Source organism: Microcoleus sp. MON2_D5 (assembly GCF_036701905.1).
Taxonomy (GTDB): domain Bacteria; phylum Cyanobacteriota; class Cyanobacteriia; order Cyanobacteriales; family Microcoleaceae; genus Microcoleus.
The window spans coordinates 1-23722 of sequence record NZ_JAUBRM010000076.1; the positions used below are offsets into that span (position 1 = coordinate 1).

Sequence of the window (23722 nt, forward strand, 5' to 3'; positions counted from 1 at the left end):
ATCAAATCCGTTAGCATCGGAATAGTAAATTCGAGTTCACTGTTGACGGTTGACTGTTGACGCCGTGAACAGTCAACAGTCAACAGTCAACAGTCAACATCATTCCGGTGTAACCGGAAATGATATAACTCCTGAGTGCGGCTGTCCCCATTGCCGAACTTCTAGAAGCAGCAGCAGATATAGCAACCGCGCCCGACGCTTAGGACGTTATTAATGGCTCAAACCAATCCGGTCTATTACCCCTTCCCTCGGACTTCTTGTTACCCGATCGCCAAGTGAAATGGTCTTGTTCCTTCTTCCTTTTGCTATATGTTTCAGAAAGCAGTCCGGGTAATACAATTAGATTTAGAAACATGAAATCAGCGAAACCTTGTCAAACCTCACTAACAGGATGAAATTTATGCGTGTGACTACTGTTACGATTTTCAGCTTGATGGCTCTGCTCGTTCCCGCCTTGACCAAAAAGGCAACTGCTGCTTTCGACTCCGAACCCTTGGTGCAGGAACAGTACCGCAGAGACTTTACGGCTCCCGCCGATCCGGGTGCGTCAGCATCGCCGGAGGGAAATTCCCAAGGAGATATGTTTCACAAGCCTTTTTACGCGGGCGAGCAGCCAGTGAGAAAGGAAAAAACTATCTCGGCGGGAGCTGACGGGCCAGAAGTTGCAGCCATACAGCAACGGTTGCAGGTGCACAGTTTCAAGGTGGGGACGATCGACGGTACCTATGGCTCTCGCACTACATCGGCGGTTCGTGCCTTTCAGCAGTCTAAGGGTTTGAACGCAGATGGCATTGTGGACAAAGAAACTTGGACAGCTTTAGCAGCAGATCCGGCCCCTGCTCCTGAAGGTGTGCAGAGCAATCCTCCTATTCTGAGCAATGCTGCAGTTCCCGGCAATCCTCCAACTCTTCTAAATAAAGGCGCTGTCGGTTCCAAGGTGAAGACGCTACAGGTGCGTTTGGAAATACAGGGTTACGATCCGGGCCCGATCGACGGCATTTTTGGCGCTCGCACTACTACGGCTGTCAAGAACTTTCAGAAATTTAAGGGTTTGACGGCTAGCGGCATGGTGGACGAAACAACCTGGAAAGCGCTCGGCCAAAAGTAAGTGACAAGTGAAAAATACGGAAAATTGCTGTGGCGATAACTCATGATTGAACCCGGTGTCCCAAAATGACCGGGTTTCTCGATGTTGGGCGATCGAGCAATTGGGTCATCAGCCTGGGAATTTATCCGTGGGTCGCTTTTTTCAATCTAAAATCTAAAATCCAAAATCTAAAATCGATTGGGCGAGCAATTGGGTGATCACCCTGCGGATTTATCAGTGGGTCGCTTCCTTCAATCTAAAATCTAAAATCTAAAATCTAAAATCGATTGACCGATCGCTCTGTTGTGTGCTATAGTAGTTAAATGTCAAAATGCGGATATGGCGGAATTGGCAGACGCGCCAGATTTAGGTTCTGGTTCCGAGAGGAGTGAAGGTTCAAGTCCTTTTATCCGCATAGCAAATTGTATTCCCAAAGCAAAAACCCCACCCCTGGTTGAGCACAAATTTTGCTGCCTTGTTAACGGCATCCCTGAATTGAAGGTTGCGTTACAACGTGGCATTTTTTCATAGGGGTTTGAGGGCTATATCATTGATTATATCAAGGTTTTGACGGGGTTGTCACCTCGTCAGGGCGATCGTGGTTTCGTTTTGTTGCCCTAAATCTTGAAGCTTGACGGAAATTATCAGAGGTTAAGCATTGCTTGAATAATGAGGAGTGGGGAAGGAAACACAGACAAGAAAGCTGCATAGTGGTAGAGGCTTATTCCCTGAAATATGCACCTTTATTTATCACTTTTTACCAATCGTTTCTCTCTAAAATTGATTGGGCAAAATCTCTCGTTGCTTCACCTGAGTGGTACCACCAAGATATATTTAAGGGAAAAGCTGGCAAATGCCCTTTAGGAGCATATTGTAAGTTAAAGTTTAAATCATCATAGGATTTCCAACCAAAAACGCCACCAAATAAACCTGCTTTTCCTCGCCAGCCCATCTTTTCTCCAAAATCGCCTACTTTTTTTGACACATCCCAATAAATTTGTTTTTGCGCCTTAAAACCAAAATGTCCATTACTATTCTGTGACCAAAGTTGATTGATAGTGCGTAAATCCTCAATGGGCAAGATTCTCAAATTTTGCTCAAAACCACGGTTAGCTATCTTTACTATGATGTCACAGGTTTCTTGGTCTGCTTTTTTCCATTCTCCCACTTTTAGTAAACTACTGAGTCTAGTATAGTCTATGGTCAAAGCCGTATTGATTTCGCTAGAAATCAGAGCAACGATTCCTTCTTCGGAAGTAGCGTTATCTAAATAATGTTGACTTTGTTCCCTAATTTTATTTATAATTGTTGGCGAAGTTAATGGATTCATATGTTGATTAAGTTTGGCTTCATATAACTTACAAGCAGCATTTCCTACTGCATAAATCATGAGGGCTTTAGCAGAAGCACTTATTATTTTACTGGGAATCATGCCATACTCTAGCCAGTCTATACCTGCATCAATAGCTCTTTCTCCCAAAAAAGCTGCACCAAAGGCTGTTAAAGCTTCTATTTTTCGTTCTGGTTCTTGTAAATTAAATCCATAAATATCGGCAATCTGATAAACCATTTCTGCCGATAGTTTGGTGATTTATGGTAAGTCGTACTTAGCTATCCCCCTGATAACAGCTTCTGCTGTCGGGATTCCTCTAACTAAATCCACTCCAGCCGCTTGTAAGGATTTGTGAACAATAAGAACATGAGCAATTTCAGAGGGAGATTTGTCTCGGTAGCTGTGCTTTAGCCTTTTAACAGACGATTCAGATGCAGTAAAATTAATTTCACAAATAGATTCACCAATCCAATTAACCAGACTATTCCAAGCATTTGAATTAGATTCTTGCTTTAGTTGTCGTAGTTGAGGATTAGCATTGACTTCAGTATTTATTTGAAGAATTGGTTCGCTGGTTGGTGGCGATGATGTTGTATTGGTCGGGGATGGTGCGGGTGTTGGTGCTGGTGTTGGTGCTGGTGTTGGTGCTGGTGTTGGTGCTGGTGTTGGTGCTGGTGTTGGTGCTGGTGTTGGTGCTGGTGCTGGTGTTGGTGCTGGTGTTGGCGATATTCCTTCAAATGAAGGTTCAATAAATTCACCAATAATCTCTGGGTGGGTCAGTTCATCTGACATCTCGAAAATTGCTCGCATTACTGGCTTCATCTGGTGGTCATCCATATTGTCAAAATCCTCATACCGACGGCGCTTGGCACGGTTAGCAACTTGAACAGTAATGCGGTAGCGATTGGAAGATGCCGCCACCAACTCTTCAGCACGTCGGATGAGTTGAGTGGAATCAAATGTAGGACGTTTCATAATTGAGTACCTTCTGGTGCAAATTTACAAGTATAAGGAGGGTTACTTATTAAGATTAAATAATGGCTAGTCGAACTTCTCAACAGGGTAGGCAAGCGACGCTTTTTTTCCTACCCTTATCGCTTAAAACCAGCGCTTTTTCAGTTTCTTCAAGTGCGATCGCCTCAAATTTTCCACCAACTGCCGCAACTGGTTCAAATTACCCGCTTCGCCGCCATACTTCCACCGCACGTAAGCCTGCGAAACTTCATCAATCACCTCAGCTTCATCAGTTGCATGATTGCCGCGCATTGCCTCAGCATACTCCAAAGGCGTTTGAGCTTTCTGCTTGGCAAAACCCCTACTCGCCAAATCCTTCAACATTTCCTGATAAACCCCCTCCACGGGCGGCAACTTCGCCAGCCAGCGGCGGTGGCGCCACTTGCGCCAGACTTGCCAAATTAACCAGCCAATAAAGCCAAAGGCGATCGCAGCAATTAAGCCAGTAAATAACCCCACCCAACCCTTAGCAAACTGTCCCAGAAACCAGCCCACAATCAAAGTTATCCAGCCAATTACAAAACCTATAACTGAATCCAGCCCGCTTCTGAGAGGAGTCGGTAGCCAACCCGCGATCCACTGCCAGAACGATTGCAGCGCACTAAAAGTCTGGTTGTCTTCCACAGAAGCCGGAATCAGCGGATAACCGGGAATCGGATTAAAAGCAAACCAGCCATTATTGGGAAAATATACCTCCGTCATTAAGAAAGCATCGGTATTTTTCACAACATAGTAACCAGTAAACGGGTTAAATTCCCCCGTATCGAAACCGCCCACCAACCGCGCCGGAATCCCGACCGACCTCAGCATAATTGTCAGTACCGTCGAAAAGTGGTCGGGATATCCACCTGTAACTTTTTTGCCGTCCTGGGTGTTTTTGTAGCCAAACAGAAAAGCCTGGACTAAATCTTCACCTTCTTCTAAGTAAGGCAAAGCTTTTTCTATTTTGTAATTCGGATTTTGCTTTAAATATTGAGCCAAATACAAAGCTTTTTCGTAGGGAGAATCGATCGGTCTGTCCGACTGGGATACTCTAGTTCTTGCCGCCAAGATTTCTTCGGTTTTTTCTCGCACCTTCTGGGCTATTTCCGGCGGCACATCCAAATAGAAGTTGCGAATATTTTTCGGGTAATTAGTACCAGTTTTCCCCAACAAAGAGCGATCGCGAAAAGGGACATTAGAAATCACCGTATAAGTCACACCGTCTCCCAATTCCCCAGGCGCTCGCAAACCCCCCTCCGCATCAATCGCCACCTCTGGACTCGGAAAATAAAGCTCCTTCGGCTTGTTTAAAGCCGGAATCAAATTCGGCAATGGAGCAACAATATTATAAGTTTGAATCACCTCTTGAGTCCGAGGCGCATTGGGAAAAGGATTCAGATAAAATTGATAAGACCACCTAGGTCTATTCACCTTTTGAGCTTGTTCGTTGCGAGAAATTTCCCAACCCTGACCGGTGTATTTGTCAAAGCCTAATACCCGCCAAAAACCCGCAGCCTGCGATCGCACCCGCATCACCACTTGGGGTTTCATTTCCCCCCGCAAATTTTGATTGATGCGCTGGTTGAAACCGTAATAAAAAGTAGAGTCTACCTCTCCTGGCCCTTTGTCTGGGTTTCTCCCCCTTCCTCCGCCAGTTCCTTTTTCATTTCCCCCTCTGACATACCCTGGATTCAGAATGCTGCGCGAGTCAAACTCCCCCTGATATTGAATAGGAGCACTCACCGGAAAAGTCCGCAACTGATAGCCAGGGAGGCGCGGCAAAAACGCAAAAATAGTCAGCCCCAACCCGACAGTTATCAACAGCAGCCAACCAAAATACTTTGGGGATAAAGTAGCCGCAAATAGCGACAGGCTTTCATTTTTCCCTTTACCTTGTGCTTTTTCGCCAATGGCTTCTGGCTTCACAAATCCCAAGCGCGATCGATAATCCAACACCAAAGTCGGAAGCGCTAAAGCCAAAAACAGCAACAGCAGCGGCCCAAAAGTCAAGGTTTGGCTGAGAGTCGCTGCTACCCCTAACAAAATTAGCCCGATTACCATCGAATAGCCCAAATCCTTGCGGCGGGGCAAATCGAAACTGTGCAGCACTTGAAGTTGGATTAACAGTTGCGCCAAAACTAACCGCGTATCATTCAATTCTCCCACCAAGCGGCTAAAAAAAGCGAACAGCGCCACCAGCATTCCAATAGCTATGCAGAACTTAGCAGCTACATTGCGATCGCGGCGGCGATACCAACTCCAAGTTGCTCCCACAATACTAACAGGCACAGCCCACAGGTTCTGGGCTTCTTCAGCAGCAACGTCAGTAGCTACAATTCCCACAATTACCAACAACTGAACTAGGATTCGCAGCAGTAAAGAATCCTCAATCACCGGCGGAGGCATAGCCTCGATCTGCTCCCACAGTTTACCCAAAACAGGTATATTTCGCAGGTTATCAGTTGTCATGTGCACCCATCCAAGTCAACTAGCAGTAGATTGTAGATTGTAGATTTTAGATTTTAGATTGACTCCACCGATGAATCTGGGGGCTTGAACTAAGATCTAAAATTTTTGGCTTTCCACGACAGTAGTCGAGGAATTGCATTTGTTTTTGTGTGAGGTCAAACCAGCGAGTAAAAACCTAAATTATTGACTCTAATTAGACCTTTCTACTTGCTATCTTGTCCGCTTAAAATTGGACGAATAGCAAACATCAAAGGTCTAGTCTCGAAGTTTTGGAATCGAACTTCTAGGGCATAAGTTTTGTCAGGTTGTGCGTCAAACAACTCCACACTTAAATGCCCGGAATTCGGACGATGTGCAGTTGCTTCAGCATCTCCTCCCTTGAGTTCCAAACTTCCTGCCCCCGGAAATTGGCACTCAACTCTTAAACACGGCATTGGCTGTTCTCTGTTGCGGTTCGACAGGTATTGAGCCTCCAGAGTCAGCGAACCCAAACCAGTCAGCCACTCCCGCGAAACCGGCGGCTGATTCACAGGACAATCCAAAGTTAGAGACTCAATGATTTCCTTGGCGGCCAACAGCGACAGCACCATTTGTTGATCGGTACTCGCTGCTTCGTAAGTCGGGAAATCTTCTAAATCTAGAAGTCCCCGCAAAGAACCTCTGAGCACTAAACCAGCTAATTCGTTGAGTTCATGAGAATGGCCCGGAAACAAGCCATCTACAGCGCGAACTAATTTCGCGCCTTCCCGCAGCGACGACATTACCAGTTCCTGACAAGGTTCTAGCAGTTGAGCAAAAACTCCTTGGGCGATCGGAATTGGCAGGCGGCCCCACCTGATATTTTGTAGTTGGGGAGTCCAGAGGTGTAGGGGGGGAACCCATTGCGGGGCTACATCGTCTGGGTAATCGTGGTCGTAGCTTTTGAATTCTGTTTCCCAGGGGAACAGCGGCGGGTTGGATTCAATTTCGGCTCTAAGCCTTTGTTTTAACAAGGTCTGAAAACGGTCTTGCACGGTCGGTATTTCTCCAATTGTCTGCGGTTGTGCGGGTGCATTGCTGTGCGCCCCCACTTGATAGTCCAGCGGGTCTGGTTCGTCCCATTCCCAGTATTCCACCCCGGAATTCTCTTCTGTTTCGCCCCACTCTTCTGAGCGAGGGGACTGATTGAGGTTGTCCTCATCTTCGCTAGAGGCATTCGCGATCGGCGCCTGCAATATCCAGTCTAAAAAATGGCGATCGAAAGCCTCTGCATCCCTGTTCGTTTCGTTATTCATCACTAGATGCCCCTTCTCCGGAATCTGAACGATTTCGCAATTCCCAGGCAAGTTCCAGCAATTTAAACCACCGTTTCTGTACCTGGGCTACCGTGCTGCCGAGGCTTTGCGCGATCGCTGACTCTGACAGACCTTGTTGTTTCAACTTTAGCAAACGCTGTCCCTCTGGACCAATTTGCTCGCCAAACGCCTGCCACTGAGAAGGCAGCAAACCCAAATTGCGGTCTAAGTCTGCTTCCAGCCACTGGTGAACCAGTTCCCAGCGGTGCGACATGGCGAACCTGAGCAAATGGTACTTGAAGCGCTGCTGCAAATAGTCTCTTTGGCGGGGAGTTATGCCCAAAAGCGACTCTATTTCATTAGTCGGCAAGTCTTGCAAGCGCAGCACGAAGTAATCGGCGCAGTCTTGTTGGTTGCGATCTTTCAAGTAAGCCACTAATTCGTCAATCACGTTTTGCCGCAGAGATTCTGACTCGTCGCCTAGGGGACGAATTGCCGCCGAACCCTGTCCTGCCATCGCTTCCCGCACCGAGTGCACCGAGGTGTCGTTCCAAGTTTGGTCGGAATCTGAAGCCCCTCCGTCGGCGGCTTGTTCCATATCTACGGAGGTTTCTTTGGGCTGCTGCTGGGAAAAGGTTTGGGCCCGTAAAATAATTAGTTGCTGGCTGCGGTTCCGAGGTAAAGGAATGCGCCGCTTGCCGAAGCGCTCTACAAAGGCCATGTACTCTGCTAGTTCTAAGCGAGTGCGGGGACTGTAGGTAGGTGGCAGTTGGGTTTCGCGCCGGAAGGCCTTTAAAGCTTCGAGATAAAATCCTTGCAAAAAATCTTTGATCAGTTCTACTCGCGCCTGATAGCTAGACTGCACCTGCGGAGGGGTGATGTAGCGATAGACGATCGCGCTGAGGGTACTGTGCAATTCTACTCGCCCGGGCCCGGAGCCTAAATTGTAATAATGCAGGCATTGTTGCAAGCGGTGCTGAGCGAGGCTCTGGGCTGAACCTTCTATATCTCCGGAGGCTTGAATCCGCTGGCTTTCAGTGCATATCCTGTTGACTTCTGCTGCGAGTCGCCCTGCTACATCTTGGCAGTTTTGCTCAGACGCGCGAGTGGACTTTTTGAGTTCGTCTAACAGCAGTTGAAATATGGTTTCCACGCTCTGGCAGATTTCCCGCATGATGGTTTACAGCTAACAACGAAAGTAGCACAGTTAGTAAAAGTATGGATAAATCTTTCCTACCGCTACTTTAGCCCGTATTCCCCAGATAGGACAAACTGCAATGCCCTCTATCTCCTCCTTCGCGCAAACACAGAGGACTGCTTTTTTTTATCTGTCTTGGAGGCGCCATCCGCCAAAAACTAGGTTTAAACAGTTGCCAGTGCAACGATGCTTCATCAGAGTGTCGGGTTTGACAAAGCCTTCATGCGGGCCGACAACGCTACACTGCTGTTGATACCTGCGGCTTAGTGCTGTGGTGCTCACAGCAGCGCAAGTGTTCCTGAAGATGAAGCGAACACACAGCTTCTCCCGGTGGTCTAGTAGATGGGACAAAGGGTTGCGTGGCTGTATTTGGTAGAGTCGATCGAGGTGACAGTGGCGAACGGTTTCTCAAATCAGTGATGGATAGCTTGGGATGGATGATTCAGGTGGTTTTACGATCGCAACATCCAAGGCTTTGTTTTACTGAAAAAAAGAGCCTTGGTTGAACAAACTTTTGCTTGGCTCAATTTAGTATCGAGGGTTGAGCACGGATGCTCGGCGATTACGGGCTTCATCACAGGTCATGATATACATCTTCTTGATTCGGTTTATCGCTATTTAACAAACCCAAGATTATTTGTGTTCATGTAAGCCCATTTGAACACTATCAAGGATTCCATCCTAGAAATATTTATACTTTCGGAGCTGAACCATTGAAGTAATATTCAGCCACTTTTGCCATACAGTCTCGATGGCGATTGCCCGTCTGTTTCTTGGCAACATCCTTGAACGTCTATCTAACGATTTGACTTAATATCATTTCTAGCATCCCAATCACACAGATCAGAACCGCTCATGTCCGAAAATCTGTTTCCTAGCCTTGTAGGATAACAGGGTTATATTTAATTGCCAGTCCCTTATGCCTCGTTTAAAGCAGCCCGTACAATTAAGTGTGTGGGATGTTGGTTAACCTCCGGTGGGATGTTGCTTAACTTCCGCAGAAATTCCTTGATTTGTACGGGCTATCAGAGTCCAGCCTTTTTCTCTAGCGGGATTGAGCGGGAAATCACCGGCGGCCCAATCGCTGTGTTCACCAAGCAAAGGTGATCCGGAACAATAAGTTTCATTGCATCTATCTAAGGGTATCTATATTGCGATTACTTGAACCTGAAATGCCGATATTTTACTAAAGTTCGATCGTCTTCGATCGTCCTCTGGGTTGATGTAAGTCGCTGGCGAAATTTGTTCTAATAAATATAAAGTTAGAGTTGAAGGAACAATTTTCAATGCGTAAGTTAAACATAGGTCTATCTGACGAGCAACGTGCAGGCGTTATCGAACTGTTGAATCACGACCTGTCAGATGCTTATCTGCTGTTAATCAAAACCAAAAAGTATCACTGGGATGTAGTGGGCCCACAGTTTCGATCGCTCCACCAGTTGTGGGAAGAACACTATCAGGCGTTAACACTAAATATCGATGCTATGGCCGAACGGGTGAGAACTTTAGGTGGGTATCCAATTGGTACTGCTGAGGGTTTTCTGAAGTATGGCTCGATTAAAGAACATATCGGCGATTTGCCTTTGGCTACGGAAATGGTATCGCGTTTAGTGGATGACCACGAATTAGTTATTCGCAATCTCCGCCAACACGTCCAACAGTGCGGTGAAGAGTTTAACGATGACGGAACCGCAGACTTTTTGACTGGTTTGATGGAACAGCACGAGCAAATGGCTTGGATGTTGCGCTCGTTTATTGAAGGCGAATCCCTGGCGCCAGACGGTCAGCAGCCGAAAGCTCAAACTCCTACAGCTTCTCACGCTTAGAGAGATTAAGTAGAAGGAAGAAGGAAGAAGGAAGAAGGAAGAAGGGAAAATTTAGATTTTTTTTATTTAACCCTCTTTCCTAATTCTTGATCTAGCAAGCTGGCATAATTAAACACCCTCTAGCTTCCTCAAAAACCCGGTTATTCAAAAAACCGGGTTTTTCAATGTTCGGTTTATTTAGATTTTAGATTTCCTAAACTGTGGAATCGCATTCTTTCATATACTTGCGAGGGTAACATTTTGTGAGCCTTCGTCCGCGTCTCAATCCTAGCAAGTGTCGTTCCTTCAGTCGATTCAGATGCTGGTTTTAACTCTAACCCTGATGCAGATGGCGGTGTAACTATTATTTTTAATATACTTTCTATAAAGAGCAGATACAAATTGTGTCGCAAAAGTGCCATTGATAAATCTTCTTTGAAAGCTCTATAAAGCCAAGATAATGTACTCTGGTGATTGCCGCTGCGGTTACTTTTAACAGCTAAGTAAATGTAAAAATTGCTGCTAGACCAGCGATAAATGCTGCTGGGAATTTCGGGATGTTGCTGTCGGACATCTGCCATAATTAAAGAGTGAGATTTTGCCATTGCTGCATAGTTGCTAGACATACTGCTGGCAATCTGCCGATAGCCAACTAAGTATTCTGGCACGACTTTAAATTGATAATGTTCGGCTATGCGGAGGTGAAGTTCCCAGTCTTCGCAGCCTTGAGCGTTTTCTAGTTTAAGTTTGCCGTTGTAACCGCCGACTTTTGCAAAACAAACGCGGCGGATTAGAGATGAACTGGCATTGCCTATAAAATATTTATAAATTAATGCTGTGTAAACTTCTCCTTCGATGGTGGAGTTATAAAATCCACCTGTGAGCAAGTCTTTTTCATTTATATCAACTGACCAAGAATAGACAACTCCGACAGATGGTGCTGAGGAATTCAGGCAGTTAACTTGTTTTTCTAGGTTTTGCGGATACCAAATATCGTCGGCATCTATGGGAGCAATATATTCGCCTTTTGATTTTTCAATTGCTAGGTTGCGAGCGACGGCGACGCCGGCATTTGATTGGTGGAATAAGCTGACTCGGCTATCTTTTTGAGCCAACGATTTGACGATATTGGCTGTTGTATCTGTAGAGCCGTCATCAACTACTAAAACTTCTATGTTTTGATAAGTTTGAGATAAGACAGACTCTAAGGTTTTAGCAATAAAATTTTCAGCGTTGAAAGCTGGTATGATGACTGAAACTAATGGCAGATTTAACGTGTCTTGTGAGCTATTCATGTAATGTAAAAAATGGTTTAGCTAAAAGTTTTGGTTCACAGGGAGCTGGCTAAGGGTATGTTAGCAAATTACCAAAGCTCGATCGTACAGTGTCGGAAATTTTAAGAGGTATATTTTAAATATATTGCTAAAAGTCATAAAATGTGCATTGAGTCCGCAGGCGCGATCGAGACTTGGTGCAGGAGTCACTCACGGATGAGGTCTGTAAAATAAATTTTACCGCGCAAGTGCTGACAGTTCCGGGGTGTCCGTATAAACGATGTTTGATTTTATACGGTACTCCTACTTATAAAATCAAAGTCTTGTGCATTGCAACACAGCCGCACCACAATGCTGCTGGGGCTTTTTCCCAACTTTACACAAACAATGATATATTTAAAGATTTTGTAAAGCTGTTGTCTACATCAGGTCAGTCTCAGCAAGATATGGCGTAAAATAGAGGTAAGAATGGGGAAAATCAAATCAAAAATACCAGCAAAAAATCTAGTTGAAGACAAACAGAAATCGAGTTATAAATAAAAAAGTAGAGCTGATTTTACCCTTTGTAAAGTAGCACCAATAAAATTCCAGCAAATTTTAGCCCCTGCAATTTAAAAAATTTAGGTAATGATTTCTACCGCCGACCCCACTGTATCCGTTATTATCCCAGTCCACAACGGGGGCGCTTACTTCCGCACCTGTTTGTCAAAACTGGCTCAAGCTGTGCCCAGGCCGATGGAGATTATTGTAGTAGCAGATGGCGAAAGCGACGGTTCCTGGCGTCTGGCCAAGGAATTCGGCGCCAAAGTCATCAGGATTCCCGAATGCGGAGGGCCAGCGCGGGCAAGGAATTTGGGCGCCCAAGCTGCAAAGGGAGATATTCTATTTTTTGTGGATGCTGATGTAGCTGTTTGTCCAGAAGCTGTGGGCTATGCAATATCGGTGTTCCAAAATAATCCCTACTTAGCTGCTTTCATTGGCTCTTACGACGATGCTCCTGGAGATCCTGATTTTCTATCGCAGTACAGGAACTTGCTGCACCACTACGTGCACCAAACAGGTAACGAAGAAGCTTCGACTTTTTGGGGAGCTTGCGGAGTGATTCGCAGGGAAATTTTTTTGCAAATGGGTGGCTTTAATGAGAGTTACCGCCAAGCTTCGATCGAAGATATTGAGTTCGGCTACCGTTTGAAACAAGCAGGTTATAACATTCGGCTGTGCAAAACCTTGCAGGTGAAACATTTAAAGCAGTGGAAACCGATGGGTATGGTAAAAGCGGACTTTTTCTACCGAGCACTGCCTTGGACAGAACTGATTTGGCGCGATCGCAAATTGAATAACGACCTCAACTTGCAAGTTTCAAACCGCATCAGCGTGATTTTAACTTATGCAGTCCTGCTGGCAATTTTGGGAACCTGCTGGTCGCTGAGCTTTCTGCTATTGGCTGGTTTGCTGGCCATACCACTGGTAGCAATTAATGCACCGCTTTACCGATTTTTTCACCGTAAACACGGTATCCTCTTTGCCCTGAAAACTATTCCTTGGCACTGGCTTTTCTACTTTTACAGCGGACTGGCATTCGCGATCGGCACGGGTCGCTACTTATACCAAAAAAAGCCTGTGACTGGCAAAGTTAGCTTGCCAGTATCGGCTCAATAAATCAAGGCAAATTGTGCTTAAACATCAGGTCGATCGAGAGTTTCTCAGGGTATTCACGGGTGCATCTATCCCTTGGACAAGTTATAAATAACTGTATAGTTTCGATAAAAAAGCTGGAGGTAGGCTGAGTGAAACATTATCCTGTTGCGATCGTCGGTGCAGGCCCTGCGGGCTTGACTGCTGCCTACGAGCTCGTCAAGCAAGGCATTATCCCTGTTGTACTAGAAAAAGGTGATAAAGTTGGGGGAATAGCTCGCACCGAAACCTACAAAGGCTATCGTTTCGACATTGGCGGCCACCGCTTTTATACTAAAGTTGAAGCCGTGCAGCAGTTGTGGCAAGAGGTACTGGGAAATGAGTTTATTAAAGTGCCACGATTGTCGCGAATTTTTTATCGAGGTAAATTTTTTAACTATCCGATAAGTGCGTTCAATACTCTCTTTAATTTGGGCATAATTGAGAGTGCGCTGATTATTTTGAGTTATCTGAAAGTGAGAATTTGGCCGCTGACGGAAGAAAAAACTTTTGAACAGTGGGTGATCAATCGTTTTGGCGAACGCTTGTATAAAACATTTTTTAAGACTTACACTGAAAAAGTTTGGGGCATTCCTTGTTCGGAAATCCAAGCAGATTGGGCGGCGCAGCGGATTAAAGGATTGTCGCTGACGACAGCAATTATTAATGCTTTGTTTGGCAGCAACGACACTAAAACATTAATAAAAGAGTTTGATTATCCGGCTTTGGGGCCGGGGATGATGTGGGAAAAGTTCGCGGAAGCTGTGGAGAATAAAGACGGCAAAGTTTATCTGGATACTAAAGTAATTAGCTTGGAGCGTGAAGGTAATAAGATTAAAAGTATTACTGCGGAGCAAAACGGAGAATTAATTCAATATTCTGCGGATAATTTCATTACGAGTATGCCGATATCGGCACTGGTAGCAAGACTGAAACCGCAGCCACCAGAAGAGGTATTGCACGCCGCGCGATCGCTCAAATATCGAGATTTTTTGATTGTATCACTGATTGTCAATCGCAAGGATTTGTTTCCTGACAACTGGATTTACATTCACTCCCCCGAAGTCAAAGTGGGACGAATTCAAAACTTTAAGAATTGGAGCGCGGCTTTAGTTCCCGACGCCAGCAAAAGTTGTTTGGGAATGGAATATTTCTGTAGCGTAGGCGACGAGGTTTGGGAAATGTCGGACGCGCAACTTATCGAATTAGCAACTCGCGAGTTGGTTGGTTTGGGTTTAGCAACAACGGCCGAGGTTGAAGATGGAGTTGTCATACGGCAACCCAAAGCTTATCCAGTTTATGATGGCGAATATCGAGGACACTTGCAGGTACTTGAAGGTTTTGTGAAGGGAATTGAGAATTTGCAGACGATCGGGCGAAACGGTATGCACCGATACAACAACCAAGACCATTCCATGCTGACGGGGATGCTGGCTGTGAGAAATATTCTCGGCGAAAAGCACGATTTGTGGGATGTGAATACTGAGCGATCGTACTATGAAGATTTTAGTGTCGATCGCTCAAAAGAAAAGAAGGATGCGGATTTGATTTCGCAGTCCATATAGCCAGCCGAGATAGGGATTGCCATGAAAAAAGCGAACCTGCCGAACTTAATCGGCTCCGCAGCAAGCATCTTCGTGCTCCTGCTTTCAGTGCAGCGGTTTGTCCCTATCCAACTCGACTTAATCGAAGCGATAGCCGCGATCGCTTCTGCTTGGAGCGTTTGGCTGCTTGCTAAAAACAATCCCGTAGGCTGGTGGATCGGCTTAATCGGAGTTATCGCCTACGGTGCGGTGTTTTATCAAGTTAAACTTTACGGCGAAGTAGCGCTTCAATCCTTCTATTTAATCACGAGCTTGCAAGCAATTTATATTTGGCTGCGGGGCGGCGAAAACAGCACTGAAAAACCTGTATGTCGAATTTCTCAACGCTGGCTCATCCTCACCGCAGTCTTAGTTGCAGTTGGCGTATTTGGCTTGCGAACAGTATTAATATCTTTGGGCGGCGCAGCACCCTTTTGGGACGCCCTGACAACCATCTTAAGCGCGATCGCCCAGTTGTACCTGATGGAACGCTATCTCGAAAGCTGGTATTTGTGGATTGTTGCAGACACGATTTACGTTCCCTTGTATGCCTCGCGGGGGCTATATTTGACGAGTATTTTGTACGCGATTTTTTTGTTGATGGCAATTCACGGACTACAAAATTTTCAGCGTATTTACTCAGAACAAAAGTTAAAACAGCAGCAATCTTTATGATACTCGGTGTTACTGTAGGCAAATTTTACCCCTTCCATAAAGGACACGACTACTTAATTCGAGAAGCTAAAAAGAAGGTTGACCATTTAATCGTTCTCGCCTGTTACAAAACAAATCAAGCAGTTGCAGGAACCGTTAGAGCCGACTGGATTCGGTTTTTGCATCCCGACGCAGAAGTTATCGAAGTGCTCGACGATTTACCGGAATCTCCCGAACCTTGGGCTCAGAGGACTCTTGAGGTGCTTTCTGGGCGAAAACCCGATATCGCTTTTACTTCAGAAGATTACGGCGAACCTTGGGCAAAACTGATGGGATCTCAACACTGTGCAGTCGATCGCGAACGACTCAAATTCCCGATTTCTGGAACGCAATTGCGATCGCACCTAACCGAACACTGGCAAATGTTGACTCCCCCAGCCAAAGCCTACTTTGCCAAACGAGTCTGCGTGCTGGGTGTAGAATCGAGCGGGACGACTACCCTAGCACGATCGCTCGCACAGCACTACCAAACTGCTTGGGTTCCCGAATACGGCAGGTGTTACTGGGAAGGCAGGCAATATTCGCCCGATCCTGAAATTTGGGACAGCTATGAATTTGTAGAAATTGCCAAGAAACAAGCTGCTATGGAAGACGATATTGCTACTCGCGCTAACAAAGTCGTTATTTGCGATACAGATTCTTTAGCTACTTGTATTTGGCACAAACGTTACCTTGGTTCGGAACACCCGACACTCCAGCAAATTGCAGACAGTCGCCGCTGCGATTTGTATATTTTGACTCAGCCGGATTTCGGGTTTGTTCAGGATGGAACGCGAGAAAGCGAACATTTACGGATGATTATGCACCAGTGGTTTGTTGAGGTTCTTCAGCAGAAAGGAAAGCGGTATATTACTGTGGGAGGAACGCACGAGCTGCGAATGTCGGAGGCTCTACGGGCGATCGATTCACTGTTGGTGTTTGAACCGTTAAAGGAGCTAGAGTAATGATTAATTATGAAGATTTTAGTGTCGCTCGCTCAAAAGAAAAAAGCGATTCATCTTTAATCTCGCAATCAAGCTGATTTGACGGTGGAGGGTTGAGAAAGGGAAAGGAAATCTGTATTTTCCTTTCTTTTTTAGTTTTTAACTGGTTGAACAGGTTTTAACTGGTTCCCCGGAAGCTCCTGGAAACCCATTGACCGAGGCTCTGCCTCGTTTCCTGGTCTGGTACGCCTTCCCAGGAAGATCGCGGGAACGAGAGAAGAAGCTTGTGGCAGCGGTGTATCTTTAAGAGTTCACGTAAAACTTGAAAATCTGTGCTAACTCTTGACTTACGGACTTAGAGAGTGGAAATATGCTAAAACGCAACCAACAAACGAACCGACCTATGAACTTTTCCCAGAACTCAGGGGGCCAAAGTGCCACACCCCCAAAAATAAACTCAACACAGAATCTCGGGGCCGCAGGATTGCGGAAATTACTTTTTGTCGCCGGAATAGCCTCTCTGTGCGCTAGCTGTCAAAATCCTCCAGCACCAACCGCCACCACACCCGGAGCCAGCCCCGGAACCAGTCCTGCAGCCACTCCCGTCGCAGTCAGCAGCCCCGGAGACCCAAATACTGTCAAAATTGTCTCCATGCTGCCGATGACAGGCAGCGCCTTGGGTCAATCTCAAACAATGGTCAACGGCATCCAACAAGCACTCGCCGAAACCGACTCGAAAGCTTGCGACGGCAAAATCCAAATCCAATACGAAGTTTACGATGACGCCACCGCCGCCGCCGGCAAATGGGACCCGGCCCAAGTAACGTCGAACTCCAACAAAGCCGTCGCTGACAGTTCGGTAGTTGCCGTCATCGGTCACTATAACTCCGGTGCCGCCAAACTTTCCATTCCCGTGCTCAACCAAGCTAACATCGTCATGATCAGTCCGGCAAACACTTATCCGGGACTGACTAAACCAGGAAAAGGCGAAGCCAAAGAACCCAACGTTTATTATCCCGCAGGCACTCGTAATTTCACCCGCGTTGTCCCCGCTGACGACCTTCAAGGGGCTGTAGCTGCCAACTGGGCGAAATCTTTAGGCGTGCAAAAAGTCTACATTCTCGACGACCAAGAACTCTACGGCAAAGGCATCGCTGATGTTTTTGAAGCAACTGCTAAAAAGTTGGAAATTCAAGTCCTCGGAAGAGAGGGAATTGATATTAGAGCTAGCGACTACAAGGCGTTAATGAATAAGATCAAAGCTTTAAATCCCGACATGATTTACTTCGGTGGCACTACTCAGAGCAATACCGGACAAATAATTAAAGACATGAGAAATGTCGGAATGACGCCTGAGGCAGTTAAGTTCATGGGGCCCGACGGCATTAAAGATCAAGCTTTAATTGACGCGGCAGGCAAAGATGCCCAAGGAGTTTATGCTACTTTTGGCGGCTTGCCTCCTCAAGAATTGACTGGTGTGGGTGCGAAATGGTACGAAAGTTACAAGGCAAAATATAATGCTGAACCGGAAGCTTATGCAGCATATGCCTATGAAGCTGCTAAAGTTGCGATCGGCGCAATTAATAAAGTTTGCAAAAATGACCGCGCTGCTATCCGCGAAGCTGTCTTGGCAACTAAAGATTTTAACGGGGTACTCGGCACTTGGAGTTTTGACACCAACGGCGACACGAGCTTGACTACAATGTCAGGAAATGTTGTTAAAGGTGGCAAGTGGGAGTTCGTGAATGCGCTCAAGACCGAATAATTAATCAGAAGGAAGAGGGAAGAGGAAGAAGGAAGAAGGAAGAAGGAAGAGGCAAGAAGGGAGAAAAATAATTCAATTTTTTAATTTCCCAATTCCAAATTCCCAATTTCCCCTTCCCTATTTCGCCTTCCTAATTCCCAATTACCAATTCCCAATTACTCAAAAACATGAAGAACTGGAAAAGTATTCTCTTATATCTAGGTGTAGTTTATATAGTTTTGCTATTAGGCCCGATCGCAGGATTTGATTTGCCAAAAATAGTTGGACAAATAGTCAGCAGTCCTGAAGTTTTTATCCAACAATTATTAGTGGGTCTTGTCAACGGCGCGCTAATTGCAATTATTGCTTTGGGTTACACGATGGTTTATGGCATTATTGAGTTAATCAATTTTGCTCACGGCGATTTATATATGTTGGGGGCTTTTGCTTCCCTAACCGTGTTCGGGGCTTTTGGGATGCAAGATGGCGCACCTTTAGGTATTGCTATACCGGTAATGTTAGTCGCTTTAATTGTATGTTCGGTGTTTTGTGCTGGGCTGAATATTGTTGTGGAAAAGTACGCTTATCGGCCCTTGCGAAATGCTCCGCGTTTGGCTCCTTTAATTTCAGCGATTGGAGTTTCTTTTATTTTCCAAAATATGGGTTTGTTTTGGGGAGGATTGAAAGCTTTTATTCCGGTGATGGGTTCTAATTCTGCTGCACCGAAAAGTTTTCCCGATTTGTTACCGCGAGTTGATATTTTCAAAGCTTTGGGAATTCAAACGAGTATTGTATTTACTACGAAAGATTTAATTGTGTTGGTGGTGGCGGTTGTATTGATGGTTTTGCTTCATGTGTTTGTGCAGTACACTCGTCTGGGAAAGGCGATGCGGGCAACTGCTCAAAGCCGCGATGCCGCTAAAATTATGGGCATTAATGTGGATCAGATTATTGCTCTGACTTTTTTGATTGGGGGAGCTTTGGCGGGTTCGGCTGGGATTCTGGTTGGTCTGTACAACAATACTATTGTTTTTACGATGGGGTTTACGGCGGGTTTGAGGGCTTTTACGGCGGCGGTTTTGGGGGGAATTGGCAATATTGTCGGGGCGATGTTAGGAGGGGTTTTGATAGGGTTGCTTTCGTCTTTGAGCGATCAGTATTTGTCAAGCCGCTGGACTAATGCTTGGGTGTTTGGGGTTTTGGTGGTGATTTTGGCTTTTCGGCCAGGCGGCTTGTTGGGCGAGAATGTTCAGGAAAAGGTTTGAAGTTGCAGTATGTTTGAGATTGGGTTGTAGTGAGGACTTTAGTTCTCATAAAATTTTGAGGACTAAAGCCCTCACTACAAACATTTTATAAATTTGTGTGAGCTTCTTTGATGAAGAGACAGAAGTCGGGTATGAGAGAGCGCGATCGCGTTTTACGTTTTAGTTTTACGTTTTAAAGATTCCCTGGTTTGAGCCAGCCAAAAACTTCGCCTAAAGTTAACTGCATTTCCGGCATAAATTGGGGCATCGGAAGTATATCTGTTGGTTCTTGCAATGAAATCGGCTGCTGCCTTGCGGGATAGGCTAAAATGTTTTTTTCATCGGGATCGAGCAACCAACCCATCTGACAACCGGCGTTCAAACAGTGCAAAATATTGTTTGTGACTTTGGTTTGGCTTTGGGCTAGGGACAAAATTTCTATTGTCCAGTCTGGGTGAGCATTAAATGTATTGGCAATTTCGCCGTCAGCGTCTAGGGGAATACGATTCCAAACAAAAATAGCGACATCCGGAACAATGGAACGTCCGCCAAAAGTGCAGCGAAGTTCTGGAAATGCCCAAGCAATCCGCTGAGGTTTGCCCGCTGCATTAACCCTCGTGATGAGTTCTCCCTGAATAGTGCTGTGTTTTCCTTGCGGCATAGGTTTTTGTAAAATCGCACCTTTGATGTATTCGCTAGCGGGTTGGGTTTCTGGGAGTTGCAAAAACTCGTCGAGGGTGATAGTTTTTTGAGGTGCTTGTACCATATAGCGATCGCCCGTTTGAAGTGTGTTGCGGTAACAGTTCCAGTATATTTGAAGTTTCGATCGCTGTGGTGAAACAATCGCTCTCAAAAGACTCTAAACTGTAGCTAGCTCGCTCAGCAGTTTCCAGAGCCGTCGATGGAGTTGCTGGAGGCAGAAGTTGGCACTGCCAGCCTCAGTCGCCTCTATAACTGCGACTCCTAGCATTCTTGCATCTAACTACTGACGGCTGACTAATAACTAATGACTAATAATTTATTACTATGTCAAAAAAAATAATTAATGCGATCAAATCGAGCGGTATTTTAGGGGCGATCGCCTCTTTGACTGTTTTGTTATTCGGCGGTTGGAGCGGCACCGTGATCGGCTGGCTGATGGGTACGGCGGCGGGCTTTATTAGCTGTCGGGAGCAGAAGGTTTACAGCCCGAAAATGGGTGCTGCGATCGGCAGTTTAGCGGGATTGGGATTGGGAGTTTGGCTGTTAGTTGCGAGTGTGTTAGAAGGGGTTTTGATTAGACCTTTGTCTGGTCAATCTGCTGTGGCTTTGCCGACGACGCTGCTGTACGGGATCTGCAGTTTGACGCTCGCAATTTTGACAGCTACGTTAATGGGTGCTTTGCAGGGTTTGCAGGGAGAACGCCAGCGGCTGGCAACTCTGGTGACATTAGCTTTTATTCTAATTCTGTTTCCGTTTATCGATATTCAGGCTCAGACTGGGTGGATTGCTACTGTAGTACAGATTCAAATCTTTATTATGTTGGCGCTGGGTTTGAATATTACTGTGGGTTTTGCGGGTTTGTTGGATTTGGGATATGCGGCGTTTTTTGCGATCGGCGCTTACACGACGGCTTTGCTATCTTCTGGGCAGTTAAATATTGCTTGGAATTTTTGGGTGGTATTGCCGATCGCGGCCGGTGTAGCTGCGATCGCGGGCGTAATCCTGGGTATTCCGACACTGCGGCTCAAGGGCGATTATTTGGCGATTGTTACCCTCGGTTTTGGCGAAATTATCCCGGTTGTGTTTAGGAATTTAACGGCGATTCGGATTGACGAACCAGTGTCGAAGATTGTTGCTTCCCTGTTGGGCAAACCCGAGTTGGTGCTGTGTCTGGTTGGGTGCGATCGACCTTTTAACCTCACCGGCGGCGAAGCCGGAATAAACCCGATCGGGCGTCCATCTCTCCCCATTGTCGGCACTTTTAGCACTGGCAACTACTTTCCCTGGTACTACCTAATTTTGTTGCTAGTTGTCTTTGCTTACTTCATGATTTCGCGGCTGCGAGATTCCCGCTTGGGCAGGGCCTGGAATGCCATGCGCGAAGATGAATTAGCGGCAAGTGCGATGGGCATTAACCTGGTCAAAACCAAACTTTCGGCTTTTGCGATGGGAGCGACGTTTTCGGGCTTTGCAGGGGCGTTTTACGCCGCCTATATCAGCGCGATTTTTCCCAGCGTTTTCGATTTCTCGGTGTCGGTAATCATCCTGTGTATGGTGATTTTAGGCGGTTTGGGCAACATGACCGGGGTGATTTTGGGGGCTATCATTATCATGTCTGCCGATCGACTTTATCTGCCACAATTAGCGCAAGTCCTCAAGGGTTTTCTGAATACTTTTGTACTCCCCAGGATTGCAATTCCCCAGTTAGCGGACTTTCTGGCAACCAGTTTAGACCCGATTCAAATGCGCTTATTTCTATTCGGCCTCACTCTTGTTGTCATGATGCTCGTGCGGCCGGAGGGACTGATTCCTGATAAAATACACCAAGCTGAACTGCATTCTGATGGTGAAGCGAGCAATGAGTCTTTAGCAGATGCGAGAAGTCAATAAGTAGGTAAGGGCAAAAACCATAGTATTTTGTAGGCGGGTTTAGCTAAGAATCTAGGATGCAAGGGAGTTTAGGGGTGTAAACACCCCGTCCCCATCTAATGTTTATTTGTAACCAACTACTTAGTAAGGGTGAAAGATTAGCCATGAAAAATGTAACTGGTACTGCTTTTATCGTTGCGGAATTTAGAGCCGAAGAGAATGAAGAGGCACTTCCTCTCTACACTGATAATGTAGTAAAAATTTGGCTGAATGAGGAAACAAAAAAAGTAGCTAGCCAAATAGCTCAAAACTCTCCCGCCGCTAAAGAAATGGTTAAGTTGCGAACTAAATATTTTGATGATGTTTTGTCAAATCAAATTTTAGGAGGTTGCAAGCAAGTAGTTATTTTAGGTTCTGGTTTGGATACTCGCGCTGCTAGAATTAATGGAGAAGGAGTGATTTATTTTGAAATAGACGACCGCGCGACTTTTCAATTAAAAGAAGAAACTCTCAAAGCTTACAAAGTTACTGCTAATGTTCGCTACCTTCCCGGCGATTACGTAAAAGACGGTTTAATCTCCTTGCTGAAACAGAGTGATTTTGATTTCACTCGACCGACCTATTTTTTGTGGGAAGGCAACACAACCTTGCTTGCCAAAAAAGAGGTAATATTTGTGTTAGAACAAATTCGCGACAATGTTGATAATTTTCGAGTGTCCTTTGATTATATGTCGGAGAAGGTGATTTTGAGAACGACGGGCTACCAAGATATCAATGATTACATAGATAAATACGAAAGTATGTATGCACCGTGGATTACTGGGTTTGAAAACATTGCCACTTTGGCTGACGAACTCAATCTCAAAGTTATTGAAAACTTTTCGACGGCCGATTTACACGCACAATATCGCCCTCGCCGTTCGCTAGAATCTAATCTTTTTAAGTTCTATTTTGTCTGTACGTTAGAAAATGTAGTAGGGGGCGTCAGCCAAGAGATTTGACTAAACTCAAACAATTTGCTGCTGACGCACCTTACCACAGCAAAGACGATCGCACTTTGTCTGTACGCTATAAAATGCAGGAGGGTGCGTCAGTGATTTCTTGGACAATCGCAAACCATTTATTAGGTCAAGCGAATTCGTAAAGAATCAATCAGACGGTGTTTAGTCAACCAATCTTCTACCTCTGGCGTTAAAAGTCCCCGGGTAGCACCCTCATTAGCAGCCTCTTTCACAAAACGAAGCACTGCTTCAGGAACCTCATCAGAATTTAAGCCCTCCCAGCACTGCTTTAATTGCTCAATTAGCCGATCGACTCTTTCAAAATCCTCACTGCTTTTGGGAATTGAGTTTGATTCCTGAATTTTCCTATCTAAATTTCTAATGCTTTGAACAGTTGGCTTAAATGCCGAAACTTTATCCAATAAATTCAGGATTTCATTATTAGTGCTGGGCATTTTTTGACTTCGGTAGACCAGCCAAGATTGATTCAATTGCTCTTTCAGAGAATTTTGTAATTGCTCTATCCTAGAAGTGAAATTCTTTTTGTTAAAATTTTCATTTGGTATAATCCATTCAGGATTTTTTTTAAATTCTGCCTCAACATTAGCAATAAATGTCAGCAGAATCTCAGCATTTTGAGTTAAATGAAAATTGGTAATTCCTTTTTGATGAAAAGCTCTCAAAGATTGAACGAGAGGTAGAGTTCCAGCGACAGCTTTCTCGATTTGTTGTTGTCGAGATTGAAAGCCTTCAAGATTGGTTGCATACCTCTGAAGATTAATTTTATTTTGAGATAACTCAATCAGTTGAGTGGATTTTTCGAGAAGCATAT

General features: G+C 45.4%; 18 protein-coding genes, 1 tRNA gene and 1 pseudogene. 12 read left to right on the plus strand and 8 right to left on the minus strand.

Annotated features, from left to right (window positions below; translation table 11 throughout):
- Positions 1-400 precede the first annotated feature (400 nt).
- On the plus strand, positions 401-1108 hold the full coding sequence (locus tag QUA47_RS23460) for a peptidoglycan-binding protein (RefSeq protein WP_333432519.1): 708 nt from the start codon (positions 401-403) through the stop codon (positions 1106-1108).
- Between the two features lie 312 nt (positions 1109-1420).
- A tRNA-Leu gene (locus QUA47_RS23465) sits at positions 1421-1502 on the plus strand.
- A gap of 342 nt (positions 1503-1844) precedes the next feature.
- On the opposite strand, the gene QUA47_RS23470 is transcribed toward QUA47_RS23465, so the two are convergent.
- The 5 genes and pseudogenes from QUA47_RS23470 to hetZ all read right to left on the minus strand — a co-directional run bounded on the left by QUA47_RS23470 (position 1845) and on the right by hetZ (position 8333).
- Positions 1845-2657 (minus strand): GUN4 domain-containing protein, encoded by an 813-nt coding sequence (locus QUA47_RS23470; RefSeq protein ID WP_333432520.1) that lies wholly within the window; start codon positions 2655-2657, stop codon positions 1845-1847.
- A 516-nt stretch (positions 2658-3173) separates the two neighbouring features.
- Positions 3174-3395 (minus strand): annotated as a pseudogene (locus QUA47_RS23475) (DNA-directed RNA polymerase subunit omega); the annotation flags it as partial.
- 123 nt (positions 3396-3518) lie between these two features.
- Entirely contained in the window at positions 3519-5885 is a 2367-nt protein-coding gene (locus tag QUA47_RS23480) for a transglutaminaseTgpA domain-containing protein (RefSeq protein WP_333432521.1), read from the minus strand.
- Positions 5886-6088: 203 nt separating this feature from the next.
- Positions 6089-7159, minus strand: a complete 1071-nt coding sequence (locus tag QUA47_RS23485) for a hypothetical protein (protein WP_333432522.1) — start codon at positions 7157-7159, stop codon at positions 6089-6091.
- Complete coding sequence (gene hetZ / locus QUA47_RS23490) at positions 7152-8333, minus strand: heterocyst differentiation protein HetZ (RefSeq protein WP_333432523.1); 1182 nt, start codon at positions 8331-8333, stop codon at positions 7152-7154. Before hetZ ends, QUA47_RS23485 begins: the two co-directional genes overlap by 8 nt.
- 1310 nt (positions 8334-9643) lie before the next feature.
- Between hetZ and QUA47_RS23495 the strand changes: the two genes are divergently transcribed.
- Positions 9644-10183 carry a Dps family protein gene (locus tag QUA47_RS23495; protein WP_006631841.1) on the plus strand — a complete coding sequence of 180 codons (540 nt, stop codon included), beginning with the start codon at positions 9644-9646 and terminating at the stop codon, positions 10181-10183.
- A gap of 173 nt (positions 10184-10356) precedes the next feature.
- On the opposite strand, the gene QUA47_RS23500 is transcribed toward QUA47_RS23495, so the two are convergent.
- Positions 10357-11457 carry a glycosyltransferase family A protein gene (locus tag QUA47_RS23500; RefSeq protein WP_333432524.1) on the minus strand — a complete coding sequence of 367 codons (1101 nt, stop codon included), beginning with the start codon at positions 11455-11457 and terminating at the stop codon, positions 10357-10359.
- 606 nt (positions 11458-12063) lie between these two features.
- Here QUA47_RS23500 and QUA47_RS23505 point away from each other — a divergent pair.
- The 6 genes from QUA47_RS23505 to QUA47_RS23530 all read left to right on the plus strand — a co-directional run bounded on the left by QUA47_RS23505 (position 12064) and on the right by QUA47_RS23530 (position 19339).
- Complete coding sequence (locus QUA47_RS23505) at positions 12064-13095, plus strand: glycosyltransferase family 2 protein (protein WP_333432525.1); 1032 nt, start codon at positions 12064-12066, stop codon at positions 13093-13095.
- A gap of 128 nt (positions 13096-13223) precedes the next feature.
- Positions 13224-14675 carry an NAD(P)/FAD-dependent oxidoreductase gene (locus QUA47_RS23510; protein WP_333432526.1) on the plus strand — a complete coding sequence of 484 codons (1452 nt, stop codon included), beginning with the start codon at positions 13224-13226 and terminating at the stop codon, positions 14673-14675.
- 21 nt (positions 14676-14696) lie between these two features.
- Entirely contained in the window at positions 14697-15368 is a 672-nt protein-coding gene (pnuC, locus tag QUA47_RS23515) for a nicotinamide riboside transporter PnuC (RefSeq protein WP_333432527.1), read from the plus strand.
- A complete protein-coding gene (locus tag QUA47_RS23520; protein ID WP_333432528.1) occupies positions 15365-16351 on the plus strand; it encodes an AAA family ATPase in 987 nt (328 codons plus the stop codon). The genes pnuC and QUA47_RS23520 overlap by 4 nt, the downstream gene beginning before the upstream one ends.
- A 463-nt stretch (positions 16352-16814) precedes the next feature.
- Positions 16815-18095 carry a branched-chain amino acid ABC transporter substrate-binding protein gene (locus tag QUA47_RS23525; protein ID WP_333432529.1) on the plus strand — a complete coding sequence of 427 codons (1281 nt, stop codon included), beginning with the start codon at positions 16815-16817 and terminating at the stop codon, positions 18093-18095.
- A 167-nt stretch (positions 18096-18262) separates the two neighbouring features.
- Complete coding sequence (locus tag QUA47_RS23530; RefSeq protein WP_333219772.1) at positions 18263-19339, plus strand: branched-chain amino acid ABC transporter permease; 1077 nt, start codon at positions 18263-18265, stop codon at positions 19337-19339.
- A gap of 172 nt (positions 19340-19511) precedes the next feature.
- Here QUA47_RS23530 and QUA47_RS23535 read toward each other — a convergent pair whose 3' ends face one another.
- Positions 19512-20084 (minus strand): Uma2 family endonuclease, encoded by a 573-nt coding sequence (locus tag QUA47_RS23535; RefSeq protein WP_333432530.1) that lies wholly within the window; start codon positions 20082-20084, stop codon positions 19512-19514.
- A gap of 260 nt (positions 20085-20344) precedes the next feature.
- Here QUA47_RS23535 and QUA47_RS23540 point away from each other — a divergent pair, with 260 nt between their 5' ends.
- The 3 genes from QUA47_RS23540 (at position 20345) to QUA47_RS23550 (ending at position 23033) form a co-directional block, all read left to right on the plus strand.
- Positions 20345-21910 carry an ABC transporter permease subunit gene (locus QUA47_RS23540; RefSeq protein ID WP_333432531.1) on the plus strand — a complete coding sequence of 522 codons (1566 nt, stop codon included), beginning with the start codon at positions 20345-20347 and terminating at the stop codon, positions 21908-21910.
- A 143-nt stretch (positions 21911-22053) separates the two neighbouring features.
- Positions 22054-22890 (plus strand): SAM-dependent methyltransferase, encoded by an 837-nt coding sequence (locus QUA47_RS23545; protein WP_333432532.1) that lies wholly within the window; start codon positions 22054-22056, stop codon positions 22888-22890.
- Positions 22887-23033: a hypothetical protein gene (locus tag QUA47_RS23550; protein ID WP_333402012.1), complete on the plus strand. Its 147-nt coding sequence runs from the start codon at positions 22887-22889 to the stop codon at positions 23031-23033. The genes QUA47_RS23545 and QUA47_RS23550 overlap by 4 nt, the downstream gene beginning before the upstream one ends.
- On the opposite strand, the gene QUA47_RS23555 is transcribed toward QUA47_RS23550, so the two are convergent.
- Positions 23013-23720, minus strand: a complete 708-nt coding sequence (locus tag QUA47_RS23555) for a hypothetical protein (protein WP_333432533.1) — start codon at positions 23718-23720, stop codon at positions 23013-23015. The two genes, QUA47_RS23550 and QUA47_RS23555, sit on opposite strands and share 21 nt — an antisense overlap.
- Positions 23721-23722: the final 2 nt, after the last annotated feature.